Source organism: Saccharopolyspora indica (assembly GCF_027853965.1).
Lineage (GTDB): Bacteria > Actinomycetota > Actinomycetes > Mycobacteriales > Pseudonocardiaceae > Saccharopolyspora > Saccharopolyspora indica.
In genome coordinates, this window is sequence record NZ_JAQGLB010000004.1 from 401,980 (window position 1) to 415,740 (window position 13,761).

The window sequence follows — 13,761 nt, forward strand, 5'->3', positions numbered from 1 at the left end:
AGTTCCGGAGCCCGGCCCTCACCGGGTAGTGGCCTCCCAGTCCACCGGCAGGGTGACGTCGTGATCGGGGCTGGTGGTGATGCCGTCGTTGCGCACTTCGCCGTGGAAGGCCGTGCCGGACATGTCGACGTCGTGCTCGAAGCGGGCCCCGCGGAAGTCGGTCTCGCCGTGGAACTCGGCGCCGGCCATCGACAACGCGTTGCCGAAGCGGCTCTTGTCGAACTTGGTCGTGCCCGCGAACCGGGTGCGCCGGAAGGTCGCCCGGCCGCTGAACTCCGTGCCGGGGAACCAGGCCAGCTGGTGGAAGACCGCGTCGTCGCAGCGGAACCGCCCGTACAGCCTGCCGGGCCCGATGGTCGCGGCGGTGAACCACACCTTCCCGTGGAACTCGCAGCGGCTGAAGTTGTTGTCGCTGAACAGGCGTCCGTAGCGCAGCGTCAGCGTGCCGATCTTGCGGTCGGTGAGGTCGAAGTACTCCAGGGTCGCGCCGGTCAGGTCCAGGTCGTAGGCCGGGGCGTCGGCGTCGTCGACGCGGGGCACCAGCTCCTCGATCAGCCGCTGCGCCGTCAGCCGCACCTGGAGCATCCGCTCGGACTCGTCCTTCTCCTCCGCCGTGTCCAGATCGGCGCCGTAGCGGTCGTGCGCGAAAGGCCGCCGCAGGTAGGAGCAGAGCACGTCGAGCACGGTCTGGGTGTAGTCGGGGCGGTTGCGGGCGAGCCCGGCGAGCGCGTGCAGCGCGCCGACGCGGACCTGATCGGTCTCGTGCCCGAGCAGCTCGATCGCGCGGGCGAACCGCTCGTCGGCGATCCGGTCCCGGTCCAGCTCCACGCGCCGGTCTTCCAGCTCGTACCGATCGCGCTCGACCTGCTGCCGCTGCTCCTCGGTGCGCCGCCGCCGGTCGTTGAGCCACAGCGCGTAGAGCGCGACTACCGAGCCCGCGGCGAGCCCGCCGGTCCGGAGTGCGTCGGCGCCCGTGGTGCGCGGGTCGAAGGCCAGCAGCGCGATGCTCACGCCGAGCAGCACCACGACGGCGATGGCGATCGTCGCGACCAACCAGATCCTGCGCTCACCCATGCGCGTGATTCTCGCCGATCCGCTCGACCGAGATGCGCGCCCGATTCGATCTCGGGAGCGGGGTCAGGGTCCAGCCGTCCGGGAGGTCGTTGGCCGCAGCCGCGCCGACCTCGGTGCCGGATACCGAAAACGCTGGTAGAGGTGCCCTCGCCCGGAGGTCGAGCCCGTGGTCGAAGCTCGCCCCGTCGAGGTCGCAGAGGGCGGCGAAGAAGGCCTGCCCGAACGAGACCCGCTCGGCGAACCGGGAGTCTCGCAGGCTCACCTCGGCGTGGAACTCCGCGCCCGAGAAGAGGGCCGGTGCCCTGAGCACCACTCGCCGCGAGGCGAGGAGGCCGTGGAACACGGCGCCGGTGGCGTCGAAGGGGTCCAGGAAGGTGGAGTCCCGCAGGTCGACCTTGCCGTGGAAGACCGTGCCCGTGAAGTTCGTCCGGTGCCGGAACAGGCAGCCGTGCGCGTCGAGGCGGCCGACCACCCGGCCGGACAGGCTGAAGCGGTCCAGTCGCGCGTTCGCGACGTCCAGGTCGTACCGCGGCGGGTCCGGTTCGCCGTTCTGCGGCAGCAGCGACACCAGGAGTTTGATGGCGGTCTGCCGAACCGTCCGCTCGTGCTGCTCTTCGTGCGTGGGAGCCCGGTCCGGCTCGTCAGTCCACTTCGGATGGTCGAAGGGGCGGCGCAGGTACGAGCAGAGCACGTCGAGAACGGTCTGCGTGTAGTCCGGGTTGTTGCGCGCGAGCCCGGCGAGCGAGTGCAGCGCGCCTACGCGCACCTGGTCGGCCTCGTTGCCGAGCAGCTCCACCGCCCGCGCGAAGCGCTCGTCGGAGGCCCGGACGTGGTCCTGCGCGGTTCGCCGGTCCTCAAGTGCCTGTCGCTGCTGTTCGAGGGCGTAGCGCTCCCGGTCGAGCTCCTGGCGCTTGGTCTCCAGCTCCTGCCGCTTCTCCTCGGTGCGCCGCCTGCGGTCGTTGAGCCACAGCGCGTACAGCGCGACGACCGAGCCCGCGGCCAGTCCGCCGGTGCGCAGTGCGTCGGCGCCGGTGGTGCGCGGATCGAAGACCAGCAGGGCGATGCTGACGCCGACGAGCACCACCACCGCGATGCCGATCGTCGCGACCAAGCCGATCTTGCGCTCACCCATGCGCGTGATTCTGCCCGGCGCCGCCGCGGTTCTGGGCGCGCACGGGAGAACCCGCGGCGCCGTCGGGAGCGGCACCGCGGGTTCGCGGAGGTCAGCCGTTGGCCAAGGCCTGCAAGCGGTCGTAAGCGCCGTTGAAGGTGTTCTTGTCGATCGGCGAGGAGGTGTACTGCCAGATCGTCCAGACGCCCCAGTTGTACGGGAGCTGGCCGACCGTGCTCGCGTAGCGGGCGACCCACAGCGGGTTCGTCGAGCTGAAGTCACCGCTGACGCACTGGCTCCACCAGCTGGTGGAGGTGTAGATGACGGGCCAGCGCCCGGTGCGCGAGTGGTAGGTGTCGCTGAAGTCCTTGATCCAGGCCGTCATCTGGCTCTTGGTCTTGCCGTAGCAGGTCGAGCCGTAGGGGTTGTACTCCATGTCCAGCGCGCCCGGCAGGGTCTTGCCGTCCTTCGACCAGCCACCGCCGTTGTCCACGAAGTAGTTGGCCTGGGCCGCGCCGCTGGAGCGGTCCGGCAGGGCGAAGTGGTAGGCGCCGCGGATCATGCCCACGTTGTAGGAACCGTTGTACTGCTGGGCGAAGTACGGGTTCTTGTAGCCGGTGCTCTCGGTCGCCTTGACGTAGGCGAACCGCATGCCCTGGTTGTACCAGGACTTCCAGTCCACATTGCCCTGGTGGCTGCTGACGTCCATGCCCGCCACCGTGGCCAGCGGGTCGATGGCAGGCGCGGCCTGCTCCTCGCCGCCCTCGTGCTTGCGGATCTGCGAGCCCATCGGCGTGTCGGTGACCGGTTCGGTGCTGGTCTGGCCCATCGCGGAATCCCTTCCGGGAAGCGGGGTGCTGGCCAGCGCGGGCGCGCACAGGAAGACGGCACCTGCGCAGATCACCGATGTTAAGGAGAAGAGCCGTAATCGGCGACCACGTCCACTCGGTCGGTTCATCGGGGCCTCCATGGTGTTGGTTGCGCCGCGTCGTCGGGGGACTGCGCGGCTTGCCCCGGAAGTGTCGCGAATCGTTTTCGTAAGAAGTAGATCCTGTGTTAGTTTTTAACCGGATTGGCTCAATCCGGACAGCTGAGGGTGAACTGCCGGTCACCGACGGGTAGTTCAACGCCGAGCGCAACCTCTCGGCCGGGCTGAGCGTCAACACCAGCAGATCGATCATGACAAGCCGTACTCGAGCGATCACGTGGTTGCGGACGGTAATCGATCGTCGTGTGAACCACACGGATGGCCTGCTCGGATGAGGTTACGGCTTACCCCGGGTGCCGCACATGATGTTCGACCGCCGGACCGATCCGGTCGTATGCTCCGAACGAGAACGGGCGAGGCGAGTACGAGTGGAGGGCGCCCCAGGCATGACTGGCTGGACCGCGCCGGTGCCAAGCGCTCACGAGGTGACCGCCGAGGTGAACCGAGCCGACCGACGCCGCTTCGCGGCGGCCTGGGCGCACGTGCTCATGGGGACCAGTTACGTGCCCATGACCAGCGCCGAGATCGAAGGCCGCCTGTACGGCTACACGGACCGAATGGTCGATGCGCTGCTCAGCGACCCGTTCGACGCGGCGGCCGCGCGCGAGGTGGGCGTCGACCTGGTCGCCGTGCACTTCACCAGCGCCGAGTCGCTGGCCCGCACGGTGAACCTGATCGGCGACGAGATGCTCGACGCGCTAGGGCTGGACAGCAGCCCCAGCTGGCGCAACCGGGTCGCGGCGCTGCAAGGCGCCCTGTGCTCCGGGTTCGTGCAGGCCGCCCGCAAGCGCACGCTCGACGAGCAGGAAGCCATCCGGCAGGCCGTGCTCGACGCCCGCGACGCCGTCGAACAAGCGCTGCGCACCAGCGAGGCCCGGTTCCGCGCGATCTTCGCCGAGGCCGCCATCGGCATCGGGATCGGCGACATGGGCGGCCGCATCCTGGAGGTCAACGACTCGCTGATCCGGATCATGGGCCGCTCCGGCGAGGAGCTCCGCGCCATGCTGGTGTCGGACATGATGCACCCGGCCGACCCGGACAGCGTCTGGCGGATGTACCAGGAGCTGGTCCGCGGCGAGCGCGACCAGTTCCGGGTGGAGAAGCAGTTCATCCGCCCGGACGGCAACACGGTGTGGACCGAGATGATCGTGTCGCTGGTCCGCGGTGAGGACGGCCTGCCGCTCTACCAGGTGGCGCTGATCGAGGACGTCACCGACCGGCGGATGCTGCAGGAACGGCTGCGGCACCAGGCGATGCACGACCCGCTGACCCGGCTGCCCAACCGCGCGCTGTTCCTGGAGCGGCTCACCGACGTCCTGCGGCAGGACGAAACCGGCGCCCGGGTGGCGCTGTGCTACATGGACCTGGACGGCTTCAAGGTCATCAACGACAGCCTCGGCCACCACGTCGGCGACGACCTGCTGGTCGCCGTCGCCGACCGGCTCGCCGCCGTGGTGCACGGCGATGACCGGCTCGTCGCGCGGATGGGCGGCGACGAGTTCGTGATCCTGCTGCAGAACTCGCGGAGCATCGGCCAGGCCGTGGAAGTCGCCGACACGGTGCTGGACGCGCTGGAGGAGCCGTTCCGCGTCGGCGGCCACGAGCTGTCGGTGGGCGCGAGCATCGGCATCGTGGAGCGGCCGGTGCCCGGGCAGACCGCCGCCGAGCTGATGCGCGACGCCGACGTGACGCTGTACTGGGCGAAAGCCGAGGGCAAGGGCCAGTGGGCGCTGTTCGACCCGGAGCGCAACGCCACCGAGGTCGCGCAGTTCCACCTGTCGGCGACGATGCCCGCCGCGCTGGAGCGCGAGGAGTTCTACGTCGACTACCAGCCGCTGATCGGCCTGCGCGATCACAACGTGGTCGGCGTCGAGGCCCTGGTCCGCTGGCAGCACCCGGAGCTCGGCAGGCTCGGCCCGGACAAGTTCATCGGGCTGGCCGAGGAGACCGGGCTGATCGTGTCGCTGGGCCGGTGGGTGCTGCGGCAGGCCTGCCTGCAGGCCCGGCGCTGGCAGGACCGGTTCGGCTCGGCGGCGCCGTTCGTCAGCGTCAACCTGGCCGTCCGGCAGTCGCGCGATCCGGCCCTGGTCGACGACGTGGCGGCGATCCTGGCCGAGACCGGGCTGGAACCGTCCCGGCTGCAGCTGGAGCTCACCGAGAGCGCGATCATGGGCACCGCCGACGAACCGCTGGACGCGCTGCGCGCGCTGTCCCAGATGGGCGTGCGGATCGCCATCGACGACTTCGGCACCGGCTACTCGAACCTGGCCTACCTGCGCCACCTCCCGGTGCACGAGCTGAAGATCGCGGGCTCGTTCATGGAGGGCCTCCGCGACGCGGAGCGCGCGGACCCGGTGGACGCCCGCATCGTGGCGACCCTGGTCGACCTGGCGCACGCCCTCGGCCTGACGGTCACGGCGGAGGGCGTGGAGACGCTGGCCCAATCCCGCCGGATGGCCGACATCGGCTGCGAAACCGGCCAGGGCTACCTCTTCGCCAAACCCGGCTCCCCGGCCGACATCACCCGGTTCATCGCCGACAGCCTGGACTGACCTCGCCACCAATGGTTGGTGGTGGGGGCCAATGGTTGGTGGTGGGGGAGGTTTGGTTGTGGGTGGGCCGTGAGTGCTTTGGGGGGCTATGGCACCACAAAGCACTCACGGCAGTTGACCAGCGGAAACCGGTGCGTCAGGCGGGCTTTCCGTCCCGCCTGCTCCGCTGGGCCCTGGTGCGGCCGCCGTAGAGGACCGCCGCCGAGTTCACCAGGGCGAGGTGGCTGAAGGCCTGCGGGAAGTTGCCCGCGAAGGAACCGGTCGCGGCGTCGTACTCCTCCGCGTACAGCCCGACGTCGTTGGCCAGCGCCACCAGCTCGCCGAACAGCTTCTCCGCCTCACCGCGGCGGCCGATGCAGGCCAGCGCGTCGACCAGCCAGAACGAGCACGCCAGGAACGCGCCCTCGCGGCCGGACAGGCCGTCGACCTGGTTGCGGGCCTCGTCCGGCGTGTAGCGGTCGACCAGCACCCCGTCGTGCTGGAGCTCGCGCTGCACGGCCTCCACCGTGCGCACCACGCGCTCGTCGCCGCCGGGCAGGAAACCCACCGACGGCATCAGCAGCGTCGACGCGTCGAGCGCGCTCCCGCCGTAGTACTGGGTGAACGCGCCGCGCTCCGGATTCCACGCCTGCTCGAGGACTTCCGCGTGCACCGCGTCGCGGATCTCCCGCCAGCGGCGCACCGGCCCGGGCAGGCCGTCCTCCTCCGCGGCGCGCACCGCCCGGTCGAAGGCCACCCACACCATCACCCGGGAATGCGTGAAGAACCGGTCGGGGCCGCGCACCTCCCACATGCCGCGATCCGGCCGCCGCCAGATCTTCTCCAGGTGGCGCAGCATCCCGCGCTGCAGCGCCCAGGTCTCCTCGCGCTCCGGCAGCCCGCGCTCCCTGGCCAGGTGCAGGACGTCCATGACCTCGCCGTAGACGTCGAGCTGGAGCTGCCGGAAGGCGGCGTTGCCGAAGCGCACCGGCAGGCAGCGGCGGTATCCCGGCAGCCAGTCGGCCTCCCACTCCAGCAGGTGCCGCTCGCCGCCGATGCCGTACATGATCTGCAGGTCGGCCGGGTCGCCGGCGACCGCGCGCACCAGCCAGGCGCGCCAGGCCGCGGCCTCCGAGGAGCAGCCGAAGTCGTCCAGCGCCAGCAGCACCAGGGTGGCGTCGCGCAGCCAGCAGAAGCGGTAGTCCCAGTTCCGGTCGCCCGGCACGGCTTCCGGCAGCGAGCTGGTCGGCGCCGCGATGATCCCGCCGGTCGGCGCGTAGGTCAGCGCCTTGAGCGTGGCCAGCGAGCGGTACACGGCGGGCGCGTGCGGTCCGGAGTAGCAGATCTTCGTGGTCCACTCCCGCCAGAACTCCTCGGCGTCGCGGACCTCCTGCTCCGGGTCGACCGGCGCGGGCAGCTCGTCGGCGTCCGGCGACCACTGCATCACCCAGGACAGGCTCTCCCCGGCGCGAACCGTGCGGACCAGCTCGTGCGCTCGCTCGCCCTCGCAGCGCTGCGGCAGGACGTCGCCGCGCAGCACCGCGGTGTGCGGACCGGCGATGGCCAGGATGAACTCGTCGAGCACCGGATCGCTCTCGCGCACCCGGCGCACCCACGGCACCGCATCGCCGTAGGCGAACCGCACCACCCAGCGCACCTTGACGTCGACCTCGCCGGAGATGCCCTGCGCGATCCGCACCAGGCACGGCTGGGCGTGGTGGTCCCGCTCGTGCGGCGGCATGCAGTCGATCAGCCGCAGCACCCCGTCGTCGGTGTGGAAGTCGGTCTCCAGCACCAGCGAGTTCGCCCGGTACCGGCGGCGCACCTCGCGGACCGGGGAGCTCGGCGCGATCTGCCAGTGGCCGTCCCGATCGCTGCCGAGCAGCCGGCAGAAGCAGGACGGCGCGTCGAACCGGGGCAGGCAGAGCCAGTCGATCGAGCCGTCCTTGCCGACGAGGGCGGCGGTGCGCAGATCGGACAGCAGGGCGTAGTCCTCGATCGCCCCTGGCTGGCCGTGCCGATCCCGGTTCATCCAACCGAGACTAGGCACAACCCCGGGTGATCACAGTTCACGACCGTTCGGCGGTGGCCTGCTCCAGGACGCTGTGCGGGATGATCGCCTGGACCGCTTCGTGCAGGTTGAGGCCGAGCGCGAGGCCGTTGAGCAGCTCCGGCAGCGCGCTGCCCGGCACGCGGCGGAAACCCGGCCAGTCGTCCGGCACCCGGCCGGCCGAGGTGCACGCCGGGAGCAGCTGGCTGCCGTCGGACATCTCCGCGGTGTAGAGCATCTGGTCGTCCGCGCTCGGCGCGTAGAGCAGCAGCTCGGCGTCGAGGATCGCCGCGGGCAGCGCGGAATCCGACACCCGGCCCTCGGCGATCTCGACCAGCAGCCGCTCCAGGTCGTTGGTCGGCTCCGGCCGCTCGGTGACCATCGCGGAGGGCTGGTAGCGGTCGTTGATCTGGAAGTCCTCGTCGATCTCGCCGTCCGGGCCGATCCGGTAGGCGCCCACGATGCCCTCCGGCGGCACCTCGCCGCCGTCCGCGGCGTAGCCGGGATCGGTGATGTAGAGCCAGCTGTTGGGGTTCTGCTCGGCGTGCGCGCGCATCTCGTCGGTGATCGGCGGGACGGGCAGGGCGGGTTCGGACATCGCGGGCTCCGTGCTGTTGATCGTCGCGCCCAGCTGCTGCCGAGCACTCCCCGAGGGTGCCACCCGGCCCGGGGCCAGCCGTTGTCGAGGTGCCGTCGCGGCCGGTCCGGGTGGAGACTGGCGGAGGGGTTTCGGGGAGGGGAGGCGGCGATGATCGGTCAGCGGGAAGCGTTGCGGATGTTCGGGTGCGAGGTGTTCGACCCGGCCGGTCATCGGATGGGGATCGTCGGGCAGCTGTTCGTCGACGACGACACCGAGCAGCCCGCCTGGGTGACCGTCCAAACCGGACTCTTCGGCACCAACGAGAGCTTCGTGCCGCTGGCGGGCGCCGCCTTCGACGGCGACGCGCTCACGGTCGCGGTGGACCGGGAGGCGGTCCGGTCGGCGCCCCGCATCCTGCTCGACCAGGGCGACCTGCCGCCTGCGCAGGAACGTGAGCTCTGCCTGCACTACGGGCTGGCTCCGGACGGCTGCGCCGACGACCCCGAGACCGAGCACGCGGAGGCGGCCCGCCTCCGGGTGCGCCGCTGGGCCGCCGCCACCTGATCGGTGAGCCGCTGCTCACTCGATGAATACGACCTGAGTTCGCCCGGGGTGCTCAACATCTGGGAAACAAGGATGTAACGGTAATTTCACCGAGCCCGCCGTTGATCGCGGCGGGCTCGATTTTGCCTGCTCATTCCCGGTAAGCCAGGCAGAGATGGGAATTCGTTCACCCCTCCGTCCGATTGTTTGGCGATAAATCGCCAATGTCACCCGTTCGAGTGTTTTCCCTGGTTACGGTCCGCCGTGAAACCAGTCGCTCGGCCCCACCCGAGCGCACTCGACAGGAGGGCACACATGAGGAAGCTGCTCTACGGCACCGGGGCAGGCGTTGCCGCAGCGGCGCTCGTGTTCGCCGGAGCTCCCGCCGGCGCACAGCCGCAGATCGACCTCGCACCGCTGATCCTGCACCCGCAGGCCAAGGTGGCGAGCGCCGACGACGCGGACGTCTACATCGTCAACCTCAAGAACGACATCGCGGCCCAGGGTGTCGCCGAGGAGCTCGGCGTTCAGGCCCGCAACGTCTACGACTCGGCCCTCAACGGGTTCTCGGCCAAGCTGAGCCCCGAGCAGCTGGAGAAGGTCCGCGCCAGCGCCAAGGTCGAGAACGTCTCGCAGAGCTACCGCATCCAGGTCGAGCCGGCCAAGAAGCAGGCCGTCGAGTCCTGGGGCCTGGACCGGATCGACCAGCCGGACCTCCCGCTGGACGGCAACTACGCCCCGGCCGGCTCCGGTGAGGGCGTCACCGCCTACATCATCGACACCGGCATCGACCCGTCGCACCCCGACTTCGGCGGTCGTGCCGAGGTCGGCTTCGACGCCCACGGCGGTGACGGCACCGACAAGCAGGGTCACGGCACCCACGTCGCCGGCACCATCGGCAGCACCACCTACGGCGTTGCCCCGGGCGCGAAGCTGGTCGGCGTCAAGGTGCTCGGCGACGACGGCAGCGGCACCACCGAGCAGGTCGTGTCCGGCATCGAGTGGGTCGCCGAGAACGCCAGCGGCCCGTCGGTGGCGAACATGTCGCTGGGTGGCCCGAAGGACCCGGCGCTGGACGAGGCCGCGACCAACCTGGTCAACAAGGGCGTCTTCCTCGCGGTGGCCGCCGGTAATGAGAGCCAGGACGCCGAGAACGTGTCCCCGGCCAGCGCCGAGGGCGTGTTCACCACGGCCGCCTCGGACGAGAACGACGGCTCCGCCGAGTTCACCAACTTCGGCGCCAGCGTCGAGGGCTACGCCCCCGGCGTGGACATCGTCTCCACCGTCCCGGGTGGTGGCACCGAGGCCCTGAGCGGCACCTCGATGGCCAGCCCGCACGTGGCCGGCGTCGCCGCGCTGTTCCTGCAGGCCAACCCGGACGCGGCTCCCGCCGACGTGATCTCCGGGCTGCAGGGTCAGGCCGCCACCGGCAAGATCCAGAACGCGCCGTCGGGCACGATCACCGACCTGCTGCAGATCGGCGAGCTGTGATCCGGTAGCACGATGCGAACCGCGGGCCCTTCCTGACGCTGATCGGGAAGGGCCCGCGTCGCGTCCGCTGCTGCATTCGGGGGACGCCGGGGTGCGGCCGAACGGGGTCAATCCAAGGTCGCTGCGCATCATCCGGCGAAAGTCGGTTCCAGCGATCGTTCCCGGTGGATACGTTGCCATCAACGGGGGTGTTCAGTGTCCATCGCGGTGCCGGTGCTGATCGGTGCTGCCGGGGCACACGAGGAGGGGTGTGCCGTGCTTCCCGGATACACCGAGGACCTGGCCCATGCGTCGACCGCGGTCGACGAGCCGACGAGGGAGACAGCGGCCACCGAGCCGCTCACCGAACGGGCCGTGCAGGCGCAGGTCGCGTCGGTCGCCCGCGCCGCCCGGGCGCAGTCCGGCAACGGCGGTGTGCTGCAGGTGGTGCACGGAGCCAAGCGGGTCGGTTGGGCTGCTTACGAGCTGCAGCGCAACGCCGCACACCTGGTCCAGGGCGTGGCCAAGCCGCCGTACGTGACGACCGGGCCGCTGGACTCCCTGGAGTCCCGCAAGCTCGCCGAAGGCGTGCAGTACCAGGTGCTCTACGACCGCTCGGCGCTGGCGCTGCCGCCGCAGCTGGACATCACCACCAAGCTGGTCGCGCAGGGCGAGCAGGCGCGCGTGATCCACGTCGCGCCGACGAAGCTGATCATGGTGGACAACGAGATCGCGCTGATGCCGCTGACGGTGAGCGAGAACACCGTGGAGAGCGCGGTCGTGGTGCGCAGCTCGGCGATGCTGGCCGCGCTCGGCCGGATCTTCGAGGACATGTGGCGCTTCGCGGCGCCGCTCACCGCCGCTCAGGACCTGTCCGGTCAGGAGATGCAGCCCACCGAGGAAGAGCGGTGGATCCTGTCCCTGCTGGCCTCGGGCGCGACGGACGACACGATCGGCCGGCTGATGGGCTTCAGCGCCCGGACCGCGCACCGCAGGGTCCGCGAGCTGATCGCCCGCTTGGGCGTCGAGACCCGCTTCCAGGCGGGGATGCAGGCGGTCAAGCTCGGCTGGCTGTAGTTTCCGCTGGTCAACTGCCGTGAGTGTTTTGGGGTGTCATAGCACCCCAAAACACTCACGGTCTTTGACCAGCCCGGACGGAGCTCCACGAGGGGCCGTCGGACTGCTTTCGTAGGCTGGGCGCATGGCCAATCGTGGTGCCGTTGATCCCGGTGAGATGCGCGAAGCCGTCGTGGCGGTGCGGTCCTGGCTGGACGACGACGCGCAGCGCCCCGCCCGGCCCGAGCTGGCCGCAGCGGTGCGCCTGAGCCTGCGGACGCTGGAGCAGATCGCGCCGGGCAACAGCGTCGAGGTCCGCGTGCCGCCGTTCGCCGCGGTGCAGTGCGTCGCAGGCCCCCGCCACACCCGAGGCACCCCGCCCAACGTCGTCGAGACCGACGCCCGCACCTGGCTCCAGCTCGCCACCGGCCGCCTGACCTGGCCCGAAGCGCTCGACCGAGGAGCCCTCACCGCCTCCGGAACCCGAGCCGACATCTCCCAGTGGCTCCCGCTGGTCCGCATCGACGACTAGCCGCCGACACCGGGTCACCTCGGCGCGACCCGGTGCGATGAGACGGCCGCCACCACCAGGTGGGGGTTCGGCGGGTTTCCTGCTGTTTACACTGAGGTGCAACTCCGGCTTCGTCCTTCAGGGAGTTCTCGGTGGTCACCGACCGGCCCGAACCGGCCAACGCAAGCGTCCGCGCGGACCTCTCCGGTCCCGCCGGCGATCCGATCGAACGAGACGTCCCCCGCGAGGAGTGCGGCGTCTTCGGCGTGTGGGCTCCCGGCGAGGAAGTCGCCAAGCTCAGCTTCTACGGGCTCTACGCCCTCCAGCACCGCGGCCAGGAAGCCGCCGGCATCGCCGTCGGCGACGGCTCGCAGGTGCTGGTCTACAAGGACACCGGGCTGGTCAGCCAGGTGTTCACCGAGCAGACCCTGGCGTCGCTGCGCGGCCACGTCGCGGTCGGTCACGCCCGGTACTCCACGACCGGCGGCGGTACCTGGGAGAACGCCCAGCCCACCTTCCGCACCACGGTCACCGGCAGCGGGCTGGCGCTCGGCCACAACGGCAACCTGGTCAACACCGGTGAGCTGCGCGACCGCATCCTCGCCGAGGGCGTGGACACGGTGTCGGCCAACAGCTCCTCCCCGGCCAACGCCTGCGACCGCGCCACCACCGACTCCGACCTGGTCACCGGGCTGCTCGCGGCGCGCGCCGCGGACCTCGGCGTCGAGCAGGCGGCGATGGAGCTGTTCCCGACGCTGCGCGGCGCGTTCTCGATGGTCTTCTGCGACGAGGAGACCCTCTACGCCGCGCGCGACCCGCACGGCGTGCGCCCGCTGGTCCTCGGCCGCCTCGAGCGCGGCTGGGTGGTGGCCAGCGAGACGGCCGCCCTGGACATCGTGGGCGCCTCGTTCGTCCGCGAGGTCGAGCCCGGCGAGATGCTGGCCATCGACGGCGACGGGCTGCGCTCCCAGCACTTCGCGAACCCGAAGCCCAAGGGCTGCATCTTCGAGTACGTCTACCTGGCCCGCCCGGACACCACCATCGCGGGCCGCTCGGTCAACGGCGCTCGCGTGGAGATCGGCCGCCGCCTGGCCAAGGAGCACCCGGTCGAGGCCGACCTGGTGATCCCGGTGCCGGAGTCGGGCACGCCCGCGGCGATCGGCTACGCGCAGGCCTCCGGCATCCCCTACGGCCAGGGCCTGGTGAAGAACTCCTACGTGGGCCGCACCTTCATCCAGCCCTCGCAGACCATCCGCCAGCTCGGCATCCGGCTCAAGCTCAACCCGCTGCGCGAGGTGATCCGCGGCAAGCGGCTCGTCGTGGTGGACGACTCGGTGGTGCGCGGCAACACCCAGCGCGCCCTGGTGCGGATGCTGCGCGAGGCCGGGGCCATCGAGGTGCACGTGCGGATCGCCTCGCCGCCGGTGAAGTGGCCGTGCTTCTACGGCATCGACTTCGCCTCCCGCGCCGAGCTGATCGCCAACGGCCTGGACATGGACGGGGTGCGGCGCTCCATCGGCGCGGACAGCCTCGGCCACGTGTCGCTGGACAACCTGGTCTCGGCCACCGAGCAGCCCCGCAACCGGTTGTGCGCGGCCTGCTTCGACGGCCAGTACCCGATCGAGCTGCCGGACGACGCCAAGCTCGGCAAGTACGTGCTGGAGGGCCAGTCCGAACGGGGCGTGGCGGGCCCCGCCGAACCGGTCCTGCCGGTCGGCTACGGCGCCGCCGAAGCACTGCAACGGCCCTGATCCGCCCGCAACAGCCCCCGAGGTTCACCGTCGACGCGTAGCGTTGTCCGTGCTACACATGCGCGTCCGGCGAATCTCAAATCGCACCAGAATGTG

11 protein-coding genes are annotated in these 13,761 nt (G+C 70.6%); 6 read left to right on the top strand and 5 right to left on the bottom strand.

What is annotated here, in order from left to right; translation table 11 throughout:
* Positions 1 to 18: 18 nt before the first annotated feature.
* The 3 genes from OU416_RS12535 to OU416_RS12545 all read right to left on the bottom strand — a co-directional run bounded on the left by OU416_RS12535 (position 19) and on the right by OU416_RS12545 (position 3,014).
* Positions 19 to 1,074, bottom strand: coding sequence for a pentapeptide repeat-containing protein (locus OU416_RS12535; RefSeq protein ID WP_270927064.1), 1,056 nt, complete (start codon positions 1,072 to 1,074; stop codon positions 19 to 21).
* Complete coding sequence (locus tag OU416_RS12540; RefSeq protein ID WP_270927065.1) at positions 1,067 to 2,206, bottom strand: pentapeptide repeat-containing protein; 1,140 nt, start codon at positions 2,204 to 2,206, stop codon at positions 1,067 to 1,069. The genes OU416_RS12535 and OU416_RS12540 overlap by 8 nt, the downstream gene beginning before the upstream one ends.
* Positions 2,207 to 2,297: 91 nt before the next feature.
* The gene (locus tag OU416_RS12545) at positions 2,298 to 3,014 is read right to left on the bottom strand and encodes a lysozyme (RefSeq protein ID WP_372907174.1); all 717 of its coding nucleotides are present in this window, start codon (positions 3,012 to 3,014) and stop codon (positions 2,298 to 2,300) included.
* Between the two features lie 596 nt (positions 3,015 to 3,610).
* On the opposite strand from OU416_RS12545, the gene OU416_RS12550 reads away from it, so the two are divergent.
* Positions 3,611 to 5,725 carry a putative bifunctional diguanylate cyclase/phosphodiesterase gene (locus tag OU416_RS12550; protein ID WP_270927066.1) on the top strand — a complete coding sequence of 705 codons (2,115 nt, stop codon included), beginning with the start codon at positions 3,611 to 3,613 and terminating at the stop codon, positions 5,723 to 5,725.
* A 136-nt stretch (positions 5,726 to 5,861) separates the two neighbouring features.
* On the opposite strand, the gene OU416_RS12555 is transcribed toward OU416_RS12550, so the two are convergent.
* Together OU416_RS12555 and OU416_RS12560 are read right to left on the bottom strand one after the other, a co-directional pair.
* Entirely contained in the window at positions 5,862 to 7,736 is a 1,875-nt protein-coding gene (locus tag OU416_RS12555; protein WP_270927067.1) for a glycoside hydrolase family 15 protein, read from the bottom strand.
* 37 nt (positions 7,737 to 7,773) lie between these two features.
* Positions 7,774 to 8,352 carry a type VII secretion system-associated protein gene (locus tag OU416_RS12560; protein WP_270927068.1) on the bottom strand — a complete coding sequence of 193 codons (579 nt, stop codon included), beginning with the start codon at positions 8,350 to 8,352 and terminating at the stop codon, positions 7,774 to 7,776.
* Positions 8,353 to 8,502: 150 nt separating this feature from the next.
* Here OU416_RS12560 and OU416_RS12565 point away from each other — a divergent pair, with 150 nt between their 5' ends.
* From OU416_RS12565 to purF, 5 genes are all read left to right on the top strand, one after another.
* On the top strand, positions 8,503 to 8,898 hold the full coding sequence (locus tag OU416_RS12565; RefSeq protein ID WP_270927069.1) for a PRC-barrel domain-containing protein: 396 nt from the start codon (positions 8,503 to 8,505) through the stop codon (positions 8,896 to 8,898).
* 294 nt (positions 8,899 to 9,192) lie between these two features.
* Entirely contained in the window at positions 9,193 to 10,368 is a 1,176-nt protein-coding gene (locus tag OU416_RS12570; protein WP_270927070.1) for a S8 family peptidase, read from the top strand.
* A 255-nt stretch (positions 10,369 to 10,623) separates the two neighbouring features.
* On the top strand, positions 10,624 to 11,424 hold the full coding sequence (locus OU416_RS12575; protein WP_270927071.1) for a helix-turn-helix domain-containing protein: 801 nt from the start codon (positions 10,624 to 10,626) through the stop codon (positions 11,422 to 11,424).
* 124 nt (positions 11,425 to 11,548) lie between these two features.
* Positions 11,549 to 11,935, top strand: coding sequence for a sterol carrier family protein (locus tag OU416_RS12580; protein ID WP_270927072.1), 387 nt, complete (start codon positions 11,549 to 11,551; stop codon positions 11,933 to 11,935).
* 203 nt (positions 11,936 to 12,138) lie between these two features.
* Positions 12,139 to 13,665, top strand: a complete 1,527-nt coding sequence (purF, locus tag OU416_RS12585; protein WP_270927185.1) for an amidophosphoribosyltransferase — start codon at positions 12,139 to 12,141, stop codon at positions 13,663 to 13,665.
* Positions 13,666 to 13,761 lie beyond the last annotated feature (96 nt).